The 19,716-nt window shown below is 39.6% G+C and carries 13 protein-coding genes and 1 other RNA gene; 8 read left to right on the top strand and 6 right to left on the bottom strand.

The features are described 5' to 3' along the window. Window positions 1-115 precede the first annotated feature (115 nt). A complete protein-coding gene (locus tag B3394_RS07400) occupies window positions 116-1,642 on the top strand; it encodes an RHS repeat domain-containing protein (RefSeq protein ID WP_286914702.1) in 1,527 nt (508 codons plus the stop codon). Between the two features lie 13 nt (window positions 1,643-1,655). Continuing rightward, window positions 1,656-2,078, top strand: a complete 423-nt coding sequence (locus B3394_RS07395; protein WP_286914701.1) for a hypothetical protein — start codon at window positions 1,656-1,658, stop codon at window positions 2,076-2,078. Between the two features lie 270 nt (window positions 2,079-2,348). Here the strand turns inward: B3394_RS07395 and B3394_RS07390 are convergent, their stop codons facing one another. The 5 genes from B3394_RS07390 to B3394_RS07370 all read right to left on the bottom strand — a co-directional run bounded on the left by B3394_RS07390 (window position 2,349) and on the right by B3394_RS07370 (window position 9,916). After that, window positions 2,349-3,749 (bottom strand): efflux transporter outer membrane subunit, encoded by a 1,401-nt coding sequence (locus B3394_RS07390; RefSeq protein ID WP_286914699.1) that lies wholly within the window; start codon window positions 3,747-3,749, stop codon window positions 2,349-2,351. Between the two features lie 10 nt (window positions 3,750-3,759). After that, window positions 3,760-6,924, bottom strand: coding sequence for an efflux RND transporter permease subunit (locus B3394_RS07385; protein ID WP_177734356.1), 3,165 nt, complete (start codon window positions 6,922-6,924; stop codon window positions 3,760-3,762). Window positions 6,925-6,927: 3 nt separating this feature from the next. Continuing rightward, window positions 6,928-8,052, bottom strand: a complete 1,125-nt coding sequence (locus B3394_RS07380) for an efflux RND transporter periplasmic adaptor subunit (protein WP_286914695.1) — start codon at window positions 8,050-8,052, stop codon at window positions 6,928-6,930. A gap of 33 nt (window positions 8,053-8,085) precedes the next feature. Beyond that, complete coding sequence (locus tag B3394_RS07375) at window positions 8,086-8,571, bottom strand: GbsR/MarR family transcriptional regulator (protein ID WP_286914687.1); 486 nt, start codon at window positions 8,569-8,571, stop codon at window positions 8,086-8,088. Window positions 8,572-8,836: 265 nt separating this feature from the next. Next, window positions 8,837-9,916 (bottom strand): glutaminyl-peptide cyclotransferase, encoded by a 1,080-nt coding sequence (locus tag B3394_RS07370; RefSeq protein WP_177734359.1) that lies wholly within the window; start codon window positions 9,914-9,916, stop codon window positions 8,837-8,839. An 89-nt stretch (window positions 9,917-10,005) separates the two neighbouring features. Between B3394_RS07370 and ffs the strand changes: the two genes are divergently transcribed. The 3 genes from ffs (at window position 10,006) to fsa (ending at window position 11,741) form a co-directional block, all read left to right on the top strand. Next, window positions 10,006-10,103, top strand: an RNA gene (gene ffs / locus B3394_RS07365) — signal recognition particle sRNA small type. Window positions 10,104-10,234: 131 nt separating this feature from the next. After that, entirely contained in the window at window positions 10,235-11,038 is an 804-nt protein-coding gene (locus B3394_RS07360) for an SDR family oxidoreductase (RefSeq protein WP_286914686.1), read from the top strand. A 46-nt stretch (window positions 11,039-11,084) separates the two neighbouring features. Beyond that, the gene (fsa, locus tag B3394_RS07355; RefSeq protein ID WP_177734361.1) at window positions 11,085-11,741 is read left to right on the top strand and encodes a fructose-6-phosphate aldolase; all 657 of its coding nucleotides are present in this window, start codon (window positions 11,085-11,087) and stop codon (window positions 11,739-11,741) included. Window positions 11,742-11,822: 81 nt separating this feature from the next. Here fsa and B3394_RS07350 read toward each other — a convergent pair whose 3' ends face one another. Beyond that, window positions 11,823-13,241 (bottom strand): TlpA family protein disulfide reductase, encoded by a 1,419-nt coding sequence (locus tag B3394_RS07350; protein ID WP_286914684.1) that lies wholly within the window; start codon window positions 13,239-13,241, stop codon window positions 11,823-11,825. 155 nt (window positions 13,242-13,396) lie between these two features. On the opposite strand from B3394_RS07350, the gene B3394_RS07345 reads away from it, so the two are divergent. The 3 genes from B3394_RS07345 (at window position 13,397) to B3394_RS07335 (ending at window position 19,708) form a co-directional block, all read left to right on the top strand. Then, a complete protein-coding gene (locus B3394_RS07345; protein ID WP_177734363.1) occupies window positions 13,397-15,016 on the top strand; it encodes an ABC-F family ATP-binding cassette domain-containing protein in 1,620 nt (539 codons plus the stop codon). Window positions 15,017-15,159: 143 nt separating this feature from the next. Then, window positions 15,160-16,857 carry a WG repeat-containing protein gene (locus B3394_RS07340; protein WP_286914681.1) on the top strand — a complete coding sequence of 566 codons (1,698 nt, stop codon included), beginning with the start codon at window positions 15,160-15,162 and terminating at the stop codon, window positions 16,855-16,857. Between the two features lie 121 nt (window positions 16,858-16,978). Then, window positions 16,979-19,708, top strand: coding sequence for a fibronectin type III domain-containing protein (locus tag B3394_RS07335; RefSeq protein ID WP_177734365.1), 2,730 nt, complete (start codon window positions 16,979-16,981; stop codon window positions 19,706-19,708). Window positions 19,709-19,716: the final 8 nt, after the last annotated feature.

Below are 19,716 nucleotides of genomic sequence, written 5' to 3'. Positions count from 1 at the left end.
TTATACCAAATAGGTATTATTTAGAACTATATGGTTTAGGAAAATTGCGAAAACATTTTAAAATTTGAGTTTAACTTTTCTGTAAAAATCAGGCAGAATTTAAACGCAATGCGATATGAAAAAAATGTTTTGGATGTTATGCTTACTGAGCCTGCATATTACTGCTCAGACAGTTGTAGAAAACGGCGCTACGGATGATTATACTTATGATGCTTCTGGCAATCTGATCCGGGATGCTAACAAGAACATCACCAATATTACCTACAACCACCTGAATTTACCGGTAGTCATTACCTTTTCCAACGGTGACAAAATTGTGTATCTTTACAATGCTGTGGGTGAAAAAAGACAAAAGAAAGTCACTGTTGGCGATAAGACTACCGTTACCGATTATCTGGGCGGATTCCAGTATGAAGATGGCGAATTGAAATTCTTTCAGCATGAAGAAGGATATGTGGCTGTAACGAATAGTGACAGCGGAATGGATTTTACGTATGTGTACAATTATACCGATCATTTGGGTAATGTGCGTCTGAGCTGGGCAAAGGACAATACTACCGATGCTCTTAAAATCATCCGCGAAAGTCATTATTATCCGTACGGACTGGAACATAAAGGCTATAATACACAAAAGTATGCTTTTATAGTCCCTCAAAACGGTACTTCAGGTATCTGGACGGAACAGAAAAAGGCAATAGTAAACCCTTATCGATACAGCTATAACGGAAAAGAATTTCAGCATGAATTAAGATTAAACCTATACGATTACGGTGCCCGGAATTATGATCCTGCGATCGGGAGATGGATGAATATCGATCCGCTGGCAGAAAAATCCAGGCGTTTTTCGCCTTATGTTTATGCATTGGACAATCCGGTCTATTTTATCGATCCGGATGGTATGCAGGCCATAAGTACTTCGAATATTTATGATGACCGTATACAAATGACTACGGCGGTGGGGAATGAAAAATATGGGGAGAATGATGGAGATTATTTTAATAAAAATGGAACGTATTTAGGTTCTGACAACAAAAATGATAAGGCTATTTATATCACGAATACTACTACATTAGGTGGACAAATATCTCCTTTTAATGCCCCTAAAGGATTCTATAATAATGATGGTTCAGTGAATGAAGGAATTGCTCAAGGGGTTTCTAAATCTGTTCGGCAATTAGCAGCAGATGATAGAATTCAGGCAGCCGGAGGTATTTATAATCATTATTATCAAGAAGCAGGTTATAATCTTAAGGAATTAAAATCTGGAAAAATTGACGATACCAAAGGAGGTTGGGAGTCTGCATTATCCTATACAAAATTAGGAGGTGTAACGGGAAATTCGAATCATTTGGGAAAAGGTGAAAGAGCTGTTGAAATCAGTTACGGAGGTTTAGGATTGGTTTTAAATAATGGATATGATGTGTTAAACTTAATTTCTCATGAGGGAGGTAAACATATGGAAGATTTAAATATGATGAGCTCAGGTGTTTCATTAGGTAAATGGCAACTCGAGAATAGGGCCGCATTACATCAACTACAAGATTCCAGTTGGCCAAAAACTTCTCCTGAATTTAAGTCTCATATTAAATATAATATGAGTCCATATCTTACATCTGAACAAGTTAAAAAGTATTTTAAATAAACAATTATTTATTATGAAATTTATAAAGCTATTATTAGTAATACTGGTCTTTAATTGTTGTAAAAAAGAAACTACAGAGAAAGGTATTTGTTTGGTTAACATGACTTATAAATCTGATAAAAATGTTTTAGCTCCACCAACAATAAAAGTTGATTTTCTTGATCGTTCTGATTTAATTGAAAAAAAAATAAAATCGGAGTCATTTAAAAGTATTTTTTTTTACGGTTATGAGGAAAATCAGCGAAATGCTATTTTCATGAAATACGGTAATTATGAAAAGAAGAATGATACAATCAGTCTGTATGTAAGTACATCCTATTTCGAGTCAGAGAAGTATCACACATGGAGTACACAAAAAATAGAATCTTTCTTAATGAAAAAAGGAGTTGGATTAGTAATAGAAAATGATACTTTAAATATAACAGGTTGTAATTGAGTGGTTATGGGGACTTATAGGTATTCCTAATGTTACTACTTTAAGTAGTTCAATTAAATTCAATAACAAATTATCAAAATAATATTAAAGATGAAATAAAAAATAATTTTACTGTTAATTTCTTTGATACTTATATCATGTTATAAAACAAAAGAGATATTACAAATGAAGATTTAAATCTTTTTTTAAAAGTGTTCACAGATAGTTTAAAACATAAAGTGGCCGGAATTTCTCCCGGCCACTTTTACTTTTATATAGTTCATGCAAATACTATTGCACACCGCCACCCAATGCTTTATAAAGCATGATGATGGCATTGTATTGTTTGTATTTGTTATTAATCAAATCCAGTTCGCTGCTTAAAGCAGAATCTTTAGCCGTTAACACTTCTAAATAGTTAACAAAACCCTGCGTTAACAACTCGTCAGAATAACTTGCTGCTTTGCGTAAAGCATCTACCTGTTTTTCGCGGATGACTAACTTGTCCGTTTCGTTTTTATATTGTGCCAACGCATCCGAAACTTCTTTTCCGGCATTCAGCAAAGACTGTTCAAATTGTAAATAGGCTTTTTCCTGATTGGATTTTGCTACTTCATATTTGGTTCGGATCTGGCGCTGATTGAAAATCGGCTGGGTTAACCCGGCAACAATGTTCGCAAACAGGGAATTGGTACTAAACCATTCTTTTAACTGCAAACTCTGGAAACCACCGGTAGCGGTAACCGTAAAGGACGGATAGAAATTACTTTTGGCCACATTGGTCAATTCGAAACTGGTAATCAGATTGTATTCAGCCGCAATAACGTCCGGTCTTTTGCTTAACAGCTCTGAAGGCACGCCAAAATCAACATCCACATTCATTTTCTGGGCTTCAAGAGTACTTCTTTCGATTTTCCCCGGAGCCTGTCCTAAAAGAATAGACATGGTATTCTCTAACAATGTGATGTTTGTTTTCAAATCGGCAATAATCAAATCGGTTGCATATTTCTGCGCTTCCGTTTGTTTAACAGCCACCTCGTTTACATTACCGGCATCTTTTAACGCTTTAATCGTAACAATACTGTTATCGCGGTTTAAAAGCGTTTCCTGTGCTATTTTTAACTGCGAATCCAAAGACAGCAATTGGTAATAGGTAGCAGCAATACTCGCTAACAACTGTGTTTTAACTGCCTGGTTCGCGGCTACCGTTTGTAAATAGGAAGCATTTGCTGCTCTTTTATTACTTCTGATTTTTCCCCAGACATCTGCTTCCCAGGACAGGTTTCCGGAAAGCTGGTACTGATCCAGAGAACCGTTAAAGAACGATCCGAACTGACTGTTTTTTGCCAGTTCCTGGTGGGTCAGGTTAGCCCCTAAACTCAAGGTAGGGAAGTAACCTGCTTTTCCTTGTTTCAGATTGGCTTCGGCAGCAACAATGGTTTGTATCGCAATACGGATATCAAAATTGTTTTGCAGTCCTTTTTCAATATGTCCCTGTAAAATTGGATCTGTAAAAAGCGTTTTCCATGAAACACTCGCCATAGAAGTACTGTCTTTAGCTGTCTGGTCTGTTCGGTACAGGTTTTCGGTAGCTACTTTCGGTCTTTCGTATTTTTTAGCGACAAAGCAGGACTGCATCACCGATGCAGCTGCTATGACAACCATTATTTTATATGATTTTTGATAGTTCATGTTCATGATTTTATAGTGCAACATTTTCAGAATCTTCTTCTGCCGCTTTTTGAGCTGCTGTTTTTCCGCTCATACGTTCCTGTAATCCCTGGAAGATGACAAACAATACCGGAATAAAAAATACCCCTAAAATAGTACCGATTAACATTCCTCCAACAGCACCCATACCGATAGAACGGTTACCTACCGCTCCGATTCCATTGGCTAATGCCAGCGGTAATAAACCGAAGATAAAGGCGAAAGAGGTCATCAAGATCGGACGCAGACGCGCTTTAGCACCTTCAACTGCCGATTCAAAGAGACTCATTCCGTGCCTTCTACGCTGGATGGCAAATTCGACAATCAGAATGGCATTCTTCGCAAGTAGTCCGATTAACATGATCAGGGCAATCTGGAAGTAAATATTGTTTTCCAGTCCAACGAGTTTTACAAATCCGATGGCTCCTGCAATACCAACCGGTAACGATAGGATTACCGATAACGGAAGCAGGTAACTTTCATATTGTGCACTTAACAGGAAGTAAACGAATATCAAACTCAACAGGAATACACCAATCGCCTGTCCGCCGGAAGAAATCTCCTCACGGGTCATACCGGAAAACTCATAATCGTAATTGTTCGGCAAATGTTCGGCAGCCACTTCTTTAATCGCGTTAATCGCATCACCGGAGCTATATCCCGGATTAGCTTTACCGTTAATGTTAACCGATTTCAATAGGTTGAAACGGGTAACCGCTTCCGGACCATAGGTCTTTTTCAGACTCACAAACTGACTGATGGCTACCAGTTCGTCATTTTGGTTCTTGATATAAATCTTATCCAGACTTTGCTCTGTAGCGCGATCTTCGGGTTTTGCCTGGATCATAACACGGTATTGCTTACCGAACCGGTTAAAATCCGTTGTGTACAATCCACCGTAATACCCCTGTAGCGTATTGAAAATATCGGATACGGAAATTCCGGCATCTTTGGTTTTTTCAATATTGATATCCAGCTGGTATTGCGGGAAGTTCGGGTTAAAATTGGTCATGGCATACTGAATCTCCGGTCTTTTGTTTAAAGCCTGTAAGAACTCGCCGCTAACTTTACTGATTGTTCCCCAATCGTCATCGCCTTTGGACTGTAACTTAAATTCGAAACCGTCCGCAGTACCGAATCCCTGTACACTTGGCGGTGTAAAGAACAATGCTTTTGCATCTTTAAAGTGTGCCGTTCTTCCGAATAGTTCACCCACTACGGCTTCAATGGACTGATTAGCTTCTTTACGCTGTGACCAGTCTTTTAATTTGATAACGGTAAAGGCATAAGAACCACCGTTTACGTTGTTTAATAAACTGAATCCGACAACGCTCATACGGGATTCAATGATATCCATAGAAGCTAAAATAGAATCCAGCTCGTTAACGGCTTTCTGTGTTTTTTCTAAAGTTGTTCCCGGAGGCAGGGTTAAATCTCCCATGATGATTCCACGGTCTTCATTCGGAATAAATCCGGACGGCGTGGATTTGAACAACAGGAAGGTGATCCCTACAACTGCTAATAAAGCAATTCCGGTGATCCATTTTCTTCTTACCAGGAAGTTCAGGGATCTACTGTATTTATTATTCATCGAGTCGAATGCCGTATTGAAAGACGTAAAGAAACGGTCTTTCAAGCCTTTTTTGGCATGCTCGGAATCATCGTGTGGTTTCAGGAACAAAGCACAAAGCGCCGGACTCAGGGTTAAGGCATTAATCGCTGAAATTACAATCGCTACGGCTAATGTAATAGCAAACTGCTTATAGAATACTCCCGAAGGTCCTTTCAGGAAGGATACCGGTACGAATACCGCCGACATAACCAGGGTGATCGAAACAATCGCTCCGGTAATTTCGTCCATCGCAGAAATGGTTGCTTTTTTTGCATCCTTGATACCGTGATCCAGTTTGGCATGGACCGCCTCGACGACGACAATCGCATCATCGACCACAATACCAATAGCCAGAATCATAGCAAACAGGGTTAGCATGTTAATCGAGAATCCGAAGAGCTGCAGGAAGAAGAAAGTACCAACAATTGCTACCGGAACCGCAATGGCCGGAATTAGCGTTGATCTTAAATCCTGAAGGAAAACGAATACCACGATAAATACCAATATAAAGGCTTCTACCAAAGTGGAAACCACTTTTGCAATAGAAGCATCCAAAAAGGTTTTGGAGTTATAAGGAATAACATAATCCAGTCCTTTAGGGAAAGTACCTTTGCTCTCTTCCAGGATATGCATTACTTCCGTCATGATATCCTGTGCATTTGAACCGGATGTCTGGAAAATACCAACGGCAACACCCTGTTTACCCATGGCCATATTCTTGGCGCCATAGTTGAAAGCCCCTAATTCTACAGTGGCAACATCTTTTAAACGAAGGAAATTTCCGTTTCCGGTCGATTTGATAATGATGTTTTCATATTCTGAGATCTGGGAAAGACGGCCTTTGTATTTGATTACATATTCGTAAACCCCTTCTGCGTTTTCACCGAATTTTCCGGGAGCCGCTTCTAAGTTCTGCTCTCGTAAAGCGTCCTGGATTTCAGACGGAACCACTTTGTAGTTCGCCATTTTTTCAGGATCGATCCAGATACGCATTGAGTAGTCTTTTGCACCAAACACGTTTACCTGACCAACACCCTTAACACGTTGTAACTTGGGTACCAGGTTAATTCTGGCGTAGTTCTGGATAAAGGTTTCGTCATATACTTTATTGTCAGAATAAAGGGCAAAGAACATCAGGGCACTCGTCTGGCTCTTGATGGTGGTAACACCGGTATTTACTACTGCCTGAGGCAATTTACTGGTTGCTCTTGCCACACGGTTTTGTACGTTTACGGCAGCGATATCAGGATTAACCCCTAATTCGAAGAACACACTGATGTTTGCCGAACCGTTATTTGCCGATGTAGAAGTCATGTAGGTCATCCCTTCCACACCGTTAATTTCTTCTTCAATAGGTGTTACCACACTATTTAAAACGGTTTCTGCATTTGCTCCGGTATAGGTAGCACTTACCTGAACGGTAGGCGGAGCAATTTCCGGATATTGCTCTATTGGCAACGACGTTAATCCCAATATCCCGAGTATGGTAATGATAATGGAGATTACGGTTGAAAGAACCGGTCTGTTTATAAACGTTTTTATCATAATCTATTTTTTAGCTTGAGCATTAGGAGCCGGAGCGGACTGGGCATTTTTACCAGCTTCCTGAGGAATGATTTCCTGGTTGTCTGTTAATTTGGTTACCCCTTCGACAACAACAATTTCATTAGGTTCGATACCGCTGGTAACGATGAAATTCAATCCGGATGTTCCGTTAGTCTCAATAATTTTGGAATGTACTTTATTGTCTTTGCCAACCGTATATACCATTTGTTTCCCCTGCATGTCGTACACTGCATTTTGCGGTAATAAAATCACGTCTTTTTCCTCTATTGGCAAACGGATGATCCCGCTGCCGCCGCTTCTCAATACGGCCTGAGGGTTTGGAAACTGTGCTCTGAATTCGGTACTACCGGTACGGGCGTTAACCAATCCGTTGATCGTTTCAATTTTTCCTTTCTGATCATATACTGAATTGTCGGCCAAAATCAGCTCAACAGGAGGCAATGCCTTGATCTTTTCAGCAGTTGTAGCGCCTTTAAAGGTTTTGTTGAAATGGATAAGCTGTTTTTCATTCATCGTGAAATAAGCACGGATGTTACGGATATCCGATACGGTTGTCAGCGGATCTACTGTAGTAGAACCAACAAGGCTTCCCACTTTGTACGGTATGCTTCCGATAACACCGTCTACCGGGCTGGTTATCGTCGCAAAATTGATATTGGAAGCAATACTGTTGTAATTCGCTTTTGCCTGAGCTAAATTGGCTTTCGCCGTTTCAAGCGTCACATTACTGATGATTTTGCGCTCCACTAAAGGAATCAGCCTGTTTACTTCCACCTGAGCAGCGTTTACAGCAGCCTTGCTGGCGTTTGCATCCTGCGAAAGGGTGTTGGTTTCCAGTTTAAACAGTATTTGACCTTTTCGTACGTTTTGTCCTTCGTCAACAAAGATCTTTTCAATAAAACCGTTTACTTTCGGTCTGATTTCAACATTTTGCTGTCCTTGTAAATTCGCAGAATATTCTTGATAGGTTATAGCGTTCTCTTTAACTACTTTTTGAACCGGGAAGGGCATCGGTCCATTTGCCTGCTGTTGTTGTGATTTCTTGTCGCCACACGATGCCAGAATCAGTGTAGTCACCAACATGCTAAAGATTAATTTATTCTTCATAAGATAACTATTTATATAATTGTAAATAAACTTTTAAAATTCGTCTCGGGATAGGGATTCTTCGGTAATGGATTTATTCAGTAATTTTTCAAACTCAAGCAAATATTTCATATAGGTATCAATTGCTTTTGTTACCATAGGGGTGTGTCCTTCGGCAGGATACCGGACTTCATAGTCCCGGACTCTCATCAGCATTTTCTTTTCGGAGTCAAGGAATTTCAGATGGTTTTGAATGCGTTCGCCGGGAGGAGAGGGGAGGAAATATTTTTTCCGGTCTCCGGGTTTGGTATAGTAGCTTATTTTGCCCAATTTCAGCAGGAGGTTGATATTGGTAGAGATCGTGCTTTTACTGGCATTTCCCTGTTCTACCAATTCTTCAAAAGTCAGCCCTTTGGTTCTGCTGTTCAGGATCAGGATCCCAAGCAGTCGGGAAGCACAAGGGGGTAAATTATAGTAGGTTTCAAAGTGAATACCGAACAATTCGATCAACTCGTCTTTTTCTTCTTGCTGCTTATCCATAGTATTCTTTTTGTTAAATTGGTTGCAAAGATACAATTAGTTCGGTTTGAACCAAACTAACCGAACTAGTCGGCACGTTAAAAAAAGCTTAATATTTTATGGCTTGGATGGCTTGGAAAAAAAAGAATCTGAATATTAGTAAGTTACCAATATTCAGATTCTAAATTCTTTAACTAATTTACAACAAAAAAGGATTAAAAAGACATTTTCCTGTTAAGAAATTATTTAATATTACTTTGCGTGTTAAAAAAATCCGGTCAGGGGATTAGTTTGCCACTTTTATTTCAAACATTTTATCCCAGTTTTTACCGGTAACAAAAATGGTTTTGGTCTTAGGATTGTAGGCAATTCCGTTTAAAACGTCCAGATCCGGATGTGCCGTTACTTTCGATTTCAGATCGGTTAAATTAATGATGGCTTCCACCGCACCGTTTTTAGGGTCAATGATGGCAATAGCATCTTTGGTATAAATATTTGCGAATATTTTCCCGTCGATCCATTCCATTTCATTTACGGCCTTGATTTTCGAACCGGCAGTATAGACATTAATATAATCGACTTCTTTAAAATCGGCAGGATTAACAAACCAGATTTTTTCAGTACCGTCAGACATTAAAAGGTTTTTACCGTCATTGGATAATCCCCAGCCTTCCATTTGCGGTTTAAAGTACGGGAAGGTTTTCTCTTTTTTAAAGGTATCGGCATTGTAAACGTATGCTTCGTTGTTCTGATACGTTAACTGGTATACTTTATTGTTCAGTACGGTAGCGCCTTCTCCGAAAACAGTTTGCGGAAGTTCTACAATTTTATATACTTTTCCGGTTTTATAATCGGTTTTACGCAAGCTTGAAATACCGCGCAGACCGGTTCCGTTTCCGGCACCGTTTCCGGTACTTTCAATTAAAGTATCACGGTAAAATTCCAATCCCTGTGTGTATGCCTTGATATCGTGAGGGTAGGTGTTTATAATTTTATAGTCTAAAAGTTTAGGCTGAATTGCCGAAACCAGTTCGACTCTTCCGGTGGCTTCATTGTTTTCGCCTTCAAAATAAACCAGTGCCTTAATATTCTGATAACCCAGTTTCTGGTCTTTTAAGGCAAAACTGAATTTACCGTTTCCTTTTACAGCGCCAACTTTTTTATCGTTTACATAGTAAATAACCGAGTCAATCGCCTTGTTTTCGATGTTTGTTATACCCAAAGGAAGGGTTTCCTGAGGCTGATAAACCTCTTTTAAGCCCGTTGTATCAATGCTGAATAAAATTTTTTCATTATTTTTTTCTTTGTCACAGGAGAAGAAAAAACTGCTTAATAAAATGAATGCTAATGCATTATAATTTTTCATGATTACTAAAATTGATTACCACAATATACGATTGTATTTTATATCTCACAATTGCCTTGCAAAAATATAAAAAGATTGTATATTTGCACCGGCAAGTCCTACACGACCAGCTCCTGCAGACTCCTCCAGGGTGGGAACACAGCAAAGGTATGTGGTTGTAGCGGTGCGATGTAGGTCGCTTGCCATTTTTTACAAAATACACGAATTATCTCCTTTAGGGAGATTTTTTTGTTTTAGGGCCTTTTTGGTTTTTATAAGCGTGCGAACTTCCTTATTTTAGCATGCTGAAAAGCAAATTAAACAATCAATTACAGTTCCATGAATAAAGTGGTTTTAATTACCGGCGGTTCTTCCGGTATTGGTAAAGCAATCGGAGAATTATTGTTCCGCAGCGGATATAAAGTTTATGGAACCAGCAGGAATCCGGAACGGGTACCGCAAAGTGTTTTTCCATTGGTAGCTTTGGATGTACGGGATGCCGTTTCTATCCGGAAGGCTGTTGCCGAAGTGATTGCCAAAGAAGGCAGGCTGGATGTACTGATCAACAATGCCGGCGTGGGAATCACAGGGCCGCTGGAAGAGATTCCGGCTGAGGAAATCCGCAATAATTTTGAAACCAATTTATTCGGGCCGATAGAAGTAATGAAAGCCGTGCTGCCGCAAATGCGTCAGCAGCAATCGGGTTTAATCATTAATGTAACGTCTATAGCCGGTTATATGGGACTGCCTTACAGAAGCGTATATTCGTCGTCCAAAGGCGCCCTGGAATTAATTACGGAAGCCTTGCGAATGGAAGTGAAAAAATTCGGTATTCATATTACAAATGTGGCACCGGGGGATTTTGCGACCAATATTGCTGCCGGACGTTACCATGCACCTGTTATTAAAGGCTCGGCCTATGAGCTTCCGTATGGCAATACGCTAAAGGAAATGAACGAACATGTAGACGGTGGAAGCAATCCCGGTCAGATGGCGGAAGCGGTATTGAAGATCATTCAGAACCCGGATCCGAAAATTCATTATAAAGTAGGGGCTTTTATGCAGAAATTTTCCATTGTACTCAAACGGATCCTGCCGGATAAAGTATATGAAAAATTACTGATGAACCATTATAAATTGTAATTTTGTATTCCGTTTTTTAACACAACTATTATTAAATATATTTAAGATGAAATTTTTTATAGACACGGCTAATTTAGAGCAGATTAAAGAAGCACAGGCTTTGGGAGTATTGGATGGCGTTACAACAAACCCATCATTAATGGCGAAAGAAGGTATTACAGGAAAAGACAATATCTTAAAACACTATGTGGATATTTGTAATATAGTTGAAGGTGATGTGAGCGCGGAAGTAATCGCTACCGATTATGACGGAATGATCAGAGAAGGTGAGGAGCTGGCAGAATTGCACGAGCAGATCGTAGTGAAATTACCAATGACTCAGGAAGGTATTAAAGCGTGTAAATATTTCTCAGACAGAGGCGTTAAAACAAATGTAACGTTAGTATTCTCTGCAGGTCAGGCATTGTTAGCCGCAAAAGCAGGTGCTACTTATGTATCGCCTTTCCTGGGAAGACTGGATGATATCTCTATGGATGGTTTGAACCTGATTGATGAAATCCGTCAGATCTATGATAACTATGCTTTCGAAACGCAAATTTTAGCCGCTTCGGTACGTCACACGATGCATGTTGTTAACTGTGCTAAAATCGGAGCAGATGTAATGACAGGACCTTTATCGTCTATCCTTGGATTGTTAAAACACCCTTTAACGGATATCGGTTTGGCGCAATTTTTAGCAGACTACGAAAAAGGAAACAAATAGTTTTCTACAGTTATACATTAAAAAAGGCGGTTTCTTATAAAAGTAACCGCCTTTTTCGCTGATTTAGTTTGTGTATTCTCTTTATTTAAGGTTCTTTTCAAAGTCGGCATCAAAAAGGCTTACAAAAGCATTTTTGATAGTCCCGTCCGGTCGCAGCAATATTGTCCGCTGGATTTTTGTAATTACCCAATGATCTTTTAAAGCTTCAAAATTATTGGACCGCAACTCGTTTGTATCTTCATTTTCAAACTGATATTGCGCTAAAATCTGTTTCCATTCCTGTTCGGAATCGTCTACATTGATCGATATAAAATTGGTTGCCGGATATTTCTTTTTAAGGGCACTTACTTTCTTGTGTACGGTAACCATATGTGCTTTGGCGTTTGACGTCCAGAAAAACAATACGGTTTGTTTGCCTTTTGTCAAAGCAGCCAGGTCCACTTTTTCACCGTTCAGGTTGGAAAGGTCGGCCGGCGGTAATTTTTTTCCTTCTGTAAGCGACTGAATCGCATCACTTATTTTTTTGATTTCGTTATGATTGCTGTTGTCTGTAGACAATTGCGAATAACGGTCAAAGAATTTCTTTTTATTATGCATGTTCTGGTCTTCCAGCAAATACATAAAAGCGATATTGTTTAAAACGCTGTTTTTGATCTTTTCGTTTTTAAACAAGGTATCGGCAATGTTCAGCTTTTTGATATTGCTTTCAATAGCGCTTTCTTCCAGGTTGAAATGATGATTCGGGTCGGAATAAGCAACATTGTTCAGCATGGCTGTTAAATAGCGTACAAAAGGAGAGTAGTTCGTCAGCTTCGCATTGTTGAAGTTGATTTCTTTACGGAAATCGTAATACTCTTTTGGCAGCTTGGTGTTTATTTCTTCTCCGGTGCGGCGTTCGTGTGCAAACGGATAAATTTCTTTTTTGGCAAGATGATTGAATTCCAGACTGGCTTTGGCAAATAAATCAAAGTTTTCATCCCAGTTGATTTCTGTTTTCTTTCTCAGATAAAATGCTTTTTTGCGGGCGTAAATGGAATCAATGCTTTTGGAGAAGCTGTTATAATCCTTATCGAAAAGATTAAACATATTGTTTTTGTCCGATTCGTTTTTAAGATACATTTCCATCAGGAAATTGTTTTTCTGATCGCCGCGTCCGCAAAAAACGATAGAATTATCAAAATCACCGGAATTGATCCGCACCATCAAACTGTCGTTTTTATCAAAATACACATACTGGTATTCCGGATCATGGCGGAAGGTGTACATACCCGGCGTTAAGGAATCGAATTTCTTAAAGAATCTGTTTTTGTCATCTAAGGTCAGGGTATCAATAACCTTATTATCTTTACAGAAAAGCACGTAACGACTAAGGGGATTGATTACTTCGCCTCCAAAATATGCGGAATAATTGTCACTCTCAAATTTCTTATTGCAAGAAGTAAGGGAACAGATTAATATTGAGGAAACCGGAAGTATAAAATTTCTTATATAGGCAAACATTCAAACAAATTTATCTCTAAACAAAAGTATTTCTATATTATAGAACAGGCTGTTAATGTACAGTTAAAATAAAGCTTTATAGATTCTAAATTAGATAGTTCAAAACTGCACTATTTTTTCTACTTTTGCAACAATTTTATAAAAAATCAATTTCAATGTTAACAGTTTCTAATTTATCGGTTCAGTTTGGTAAGCGAATTTTGTTTGACGAGGTAAATGTAACTTTTACCCAAGGTAACTGCTACGGTATTATCGGTGCTAACGGAGCAGGAAAATCAACGTTTTTAAAGATATTATCAGGAGATATAGATCCAACGTCAGGTCGTGTAATCCTTGAACCGGGCAAACGTATGTCGGTTTTAAACCAGAACCACAACATGTTTGATGAGCATACGGTGCTTGAAACTATCTTAATGGGAAATAAAACCTTATTTGCCGTTAAAAAAGAAATGGATGAGCTTTATCTGGATTATAAAGATGAAAATGCAGACAGAATAGGGGAATTACAGGTTCAGTTTGAAGAAATGAACGGATGGAATGCCGATTCGGATGCAGCAGCAATGTTGTCGAATTTAGGGATTTCGGAAGAACATCACTATACTTTAATGGGTGAAATGGATGCTAAATTAAAAGTACGTGTCCTTTTAGCGCAGGCTTTATTTGGCAGTCCGGATGTATTGATCATGGATGAGCCTACGAATGACCTGGATTTCGAAACCATCGGATGGCTGGAGAATTTCTTAGCTAATTATGACAATACGGTATTGGTAGTATCGCACGACCGTCACTTCCTGGACGCTGTTTGTACACACGTTTCGGATATCGACTTCGGAAAAATCAACCATTATTCCGGTAACTATACTTTCTGGTACGAGTCCAGCCAGTTAGCGGCGAAACAACGTGCGCAGCAAAACAAAAAAGCAGAAGAGAAAAAAGCAGAATTAGAAGAGTTTATCCGTCGTTTCAGTGCGAACGTTGCCAAATCAAAACAGGCAACTTCCCGTAAAAAAATGATTGATAAATTAAATCTGGACGAGATCAAACCGTCAAGCCGCCGTTATCCGGCAATCATTTTTGACCAGGAGCGTGAAGCAGGTGACCAGATTTTAAATGTTCAGAACTTAAGTGCTTCTATTGAAGGCGAAACGTTATTTAAAAATGTAGATCTGAATATGGCAAAAGGCGACAAAATTGTTGTTTTTTCCAAAGATTCCCGTGCTACAACGGCATTCTATGAGATCTTAAACGGAAACATGACACAGGATTCCGGTACGGTAGAATGGGGAATTACGACAAACCAGTCCTATCTTCCTGCAGACAACCACAGTTTCTTCGAAAATGATTTAACATTAGTAGACTGGTTACGCCAATGGGCGAAAACAGAGCCGGAAAGAGACGAAGTTTATGTTCGTGGTTTCTTAGGAAAAATGATCTTTTCCGGAGAAGAGGCTTTAAAAACAGGACGTGTATTATCCGGAGGAGAAAAAGTACGTTGTATGCTTTCCCGTATGATGATGTTGCGTGCGAACGTATTAATGCTGGACGAACCAACAAACCACCTGGATCTGGAATCGATTACGGCATTTAACAACTCGTTAAAAAACTTTAAGGGTTCGGTATTGTTTACCACACATGACCACGAGTTTGCACAAACGGTTGCAAACCGCGTACTGGAAATCACACCAAATGGTGTTATTGATCGTTACATGACGTTCGATGACTATCTGGAAGATGATAAGATCAAAGAATTAAGACAGAAAATGTACACTGTATAAATAATGAATCCCGCCTTACAGCGGGATTTTTTTATAACCGGATTGTCCGGTATTGTAACCGATTACCGCGATTTTGTGTAAAATGCAATTCGCCCGATTACAATTGCCTATAAATGCTATATTTGACATCTATTCCAATTTTTATGAAACTATCGTTACAAATCTGTCTGTTTTTACTTTTTTCACTCGGGGCTTTCTGTCAGGATGTTAGTATCCCTTTTCGCGAAGGCAATGCTTTTGGAATATCGGATTATCAAGGCAAACTGCTTACTAAAAACCGGTATGATTATATTGATTACCAGCGGAAAATGCCCAAAGGTTATTTTTATTTTTCAGAAAAAGGAAACAAGGGAATTCTTTACAACGGCAAGCCGGTAGTTTCCGGAGCCGAATATGATGAATTTGGTATAGAACCGCATAAATTCATTATAGCCACTTTACGTGAAAATTCCAATACAACCAAAACATATAAGGATGAAAAGGAATACCATTACTATAAGAAAAGAAGAACCGGACAGGCAATATTCAATTTAAAAGGCGAGAATCTTTATCCGGATAATTTCAAATATATCAGGCCAATCGATACGGTAGGCATAAGTGCGATCAATAAAAAAAGAGCCCGTTATGCTCTAATAGCGGTTACTGATTTTGATGACGCCTACAGTTTGTTTGTTTACGATTGTGATAAGCAGAAAATTTCAGAATGGCTTTTAAAAGATTATTATAAAGTAACGTTAGACAGGTCTTTATCACTTCCCGGCAGAAGTATTTATTTAACAGCATCCCGGCAGCGGTCTGATGCAAAAGAACCCATGAAAATTATTAATGATAGCGGAAAGTTTACGTTACAGAAAGTACCCGTGAAACAGGAGGATGACGGGCAGGAAGTATATGAGGGAAGCGGATATGGCTCCGGAACGGGCAGAGGTAGTGGCGACGTTAAAGTTATGGATGGAGGTGATGTACCGGAACCGTATGCCTATGTAAAAGCAGATGGAGGAAGTGTTACGCCTACACCTAAGAAAATAAAAAAATACAGTACAAACAGTTTCGAAATTAAAGACGGTAAACTGTTTTTAAGCGAACGGATTGCCGGGCAAAAAGAGGCTTCACCGGCTACGGAATTTCAAATGCCGGCAAGTGATAAACCGTATGCTTTTGAAAGCATCAGCTACGGAGGTGTTATTGAAGATACCGAAGAAAAACGCGTAAACCTGAAAAATATCATCCGGTATAAATCCGGTGACCAGTACGGAATCATTCTTTCCAAAGAACAGACAATCCCAAGCCGTTATGAGAGTATAACCCCGTTAGCATTCGATGTTGCCGGAAACCGGACGCTACTGTTTATTGTAGGTCAAAAAGACGTAAATACTCCACAAATAAAATACGGACTGATCGATAAAACGGAAAAAGTGATCATCCCGATTCTGTATGACGAACTGGATCCTTTTGCGCTGTCAAAATATGCCACAAAGGAGTTTAACGTTTATATAAAATACTGGAGGGTTAAAAAGGATGGAAAATATGGCGTGATCACACCATTTGACGGTATGGTACTCCCGGTTAGTTATGACGAGATAGAAGCCAATAAAACAAACTACCTGCGCCATGATGATGATTTTATCAGTCTTAAAAAAGACGGGTTGTATGGTTTTGTAGCCGACTGGGATTTTACTGCGGAAAAAATTATCCAGCCGGTTTTCCCTTATAAAGTAGGCTTTTATGACCGGAATTATCAAAAAGAAAAACGATTACTGCTTTTGGGACTGGTTAATAATGAAGGGAAATTCTTTTGCTATGCGCGTAAAGACGGCTTCCTGTACTATAAAGAAAAATAATCCTGATAATTTAACACGGTTAACGGTAAGGTAAATAAATAGTGTAAAAGGGTAACGTTGTTTTAAAAGTGTTTGGCGGTGAGCAGAATACTTTTGCCACGTCTAACTAAACACACTATTCATGAAAAAAATTTACTTTTTGCTCTTCCTGATGGTCGGCCTGACCGTCAAGGCGCAAACGCTGTATCCGTATTTGCAGAATGTCACGCCGACATCCATTTACGTCACCTGGAAAACCGAAAATAACACCGAATCGATTGTAGAATATGGAACTGCTGCAGCCGATCTGAATGTTACCGTTACCGGAAACACGAACATCTTTACCGATTCCGGTTATCCCGGAAACTATTATTACCACAGTGTAAAGCTGATTAATCTTGCGCCGAACACGAAATATTATTACAAAATAAAAACCGGCAGCAATACTTCTGCGGTTTATTCTTTTAAAACCCTGCCCAATCCCGGACAGGCTGCTACAGCCGACGGGCATATCCGCTTTTTTATCATGGGAGATAACCAGCTAAAGGCTGTTCCCCGTTATGATTCGCTGGTGGCGGCAGCCAAAAGAAAAGTTCAGGAAAAATGGGGCGCACCGGAAGACCATATCGCGATGACATTCATGGTAGGGGATCAGGTCGATGTGGGAACACTGGATCATTATGAACACGTACATTTTAAAAAGAACCGCTCATTATCCGGTAATGTACCGATTCAGACAACTGTTGGAAATCATGAAACTTACGGAACTTTAGGAATGCAGTCTTACTATGACCATTTCTATATCAGTGAACTAACGTATAAAGGGATTGCTTCAGGAACCGAAAATTACTATGCACAGCAAGCCGGAAACGTATTGTTTATCAGCCTGAGCTCGGAACACACCGGAGCAGCACAAATGAACTGGCTGCAACAGGTGGTAACGGCTGCCAATGCCGATCCTACGGTAGACTGGATTTTTTCATTAAGCCATAGGCCGTATCAGGCAGAGCAATATGTGGGTGATATCTCCACATGGGTACGAAACTCGGCTGTTCCTTTATTGGCAACTTCATCAAAATACAGCATGCACATTGGGGCACACCACCATTTGTATCACAGAGGGCAGTTAAAGAACACACCGAATTACAATATTATTTCCGGAGGAACCGCCTGGGATCAGTATTGGGGAATGTCATCGGAACAGGATTTTGATGACGTACAGAAAACGATCTGTAACTGGATTTACCAGATTGTGGATATTGATGTTGTCAATGGTAAAATGGACGTAGAAAGCTATTCTATCGGAAGTGTGGACCAATGGAAAAACAACCAGCTGATGGATGAATTCCACCGTTATAAAAACAAACCGGCTCCGGAAAAACCATCCATTCAGAACACCTTTACCGGAAATACAACATTGCCGGTAACTATTGAAGGAAGTCCGTATACCACAACTGCTGCGGAATTATTAAACACCAGCCAGTTTGTGATTTCAAAAACATCCGATTTTAATATCATTACCAAAGAAGTATACCGTGATTTTGAAAACCTGTTTGGAATGTACCAGACACAAAAAGATTCAACAGCAGATCGCAATCTGGGTGTGGATATAACCAAAATGACACTGGCGTCTAATTCGATTCCGAACGGACAATACTATGTAAAACTGCGTTACAGGGATCGCAACCTGGAATGGTCACCGTGGAGTGATATTAAAACATTTACGATTACCGGCAGTAATGTGGTGAATACAACCATCGTGACCGATTCTATTGCGTATGCTCAGAATGCGCCTATTAAAGTAAACTACAGCGATGCTCCGGCAAGTACTTCCACATGGATTGGTTTGTATAAAGAAGGGCAGACTCCGGGTTCGGCTTCACCTTCGCAAACCTGGCAATATACCAATGGAAACCCGACCGGAACGATAACTTTTGCTAATGGTCTGGCAACAAAAGGGCGCTATTTTGCCGCTATATTTTCAAACGGAGGATATACCGAAATTGCTCCGCGTCAGTTCTTTTATGTAGGTCCGGTTCCTGTAGTGGCAACCAGTCAGGAAGAATATCCGGTGGGAACAGCTGTGAACGTAACATTCAGTAACGGGCCGCAATTGCTGAAAGACTGGATTGGTATCTATAAAATGGGGCATATTCCGGGTGAAGTAACGGCTACAGCTTACCAGTATGTTACAACTACTTCCGGAAGTTTAACGTTCAATAACCTGCCTACAGGCTATTATTATGCGCAATATTATCTGCAGGACGGTTATAATGCCATCGGGAACAAAGCTTTCTTTAAAGTAGGAAACCTGGTAACCGATTTATGGATCAACAAACCGGTATATGATTTGGGAGAGCAGATTGTTGCTTCGTGGACCGATGCTCCGGGTATTGTAAAAGACTGGTTGGGGATTTACCATGAAGGGGAGAACCCGAATATTGATCCGTTATTGAGCTATACTTATTTTAACGGACAGGCAGAAGGTACCTTAGCCTTGACCGGAACGGCATTGCCAACAGCAACCGGGAATTATTTCCTGGTGATGTTTACCAACGATTCTTATAATGAAGTATCCAATCGTGTTTCTTTTGAGGTAATCGACGGAACTTTGGGAACCAATCCTTTTAAAATTGACAACGGTTTAAAAGTATATCCGAATCCTACCAATAATGTCAATCAAACGATTGTACAATCGGATTATCCTATTGATGAAATCGAGATTTTCAATACGGAAGGTAAATTAATGTATGCAACTAAAAATGTGAATAACAATAAATATTCCCTGATCACTCAGGATTTACCAACAGGTGTTTATATTTTAAAGATTCATTCCAGAAAATTGTTTACAGCAAAGCTGATTGTTAAATAGTGGATTAT

Source organism: Flavobacterium sp. UBA4197 (assembly GCF_002379575.1).
Classification (GTDB): Bacteria; Bacteroidota; Bacteroidia; order Flavobacteriales; family Flavobacteriaceae; genus Flavobacterium; species Flavobacterium inviolabile.
This window is presented reverse-complemented; position numbering and strand designations above follow the sequence as displayed.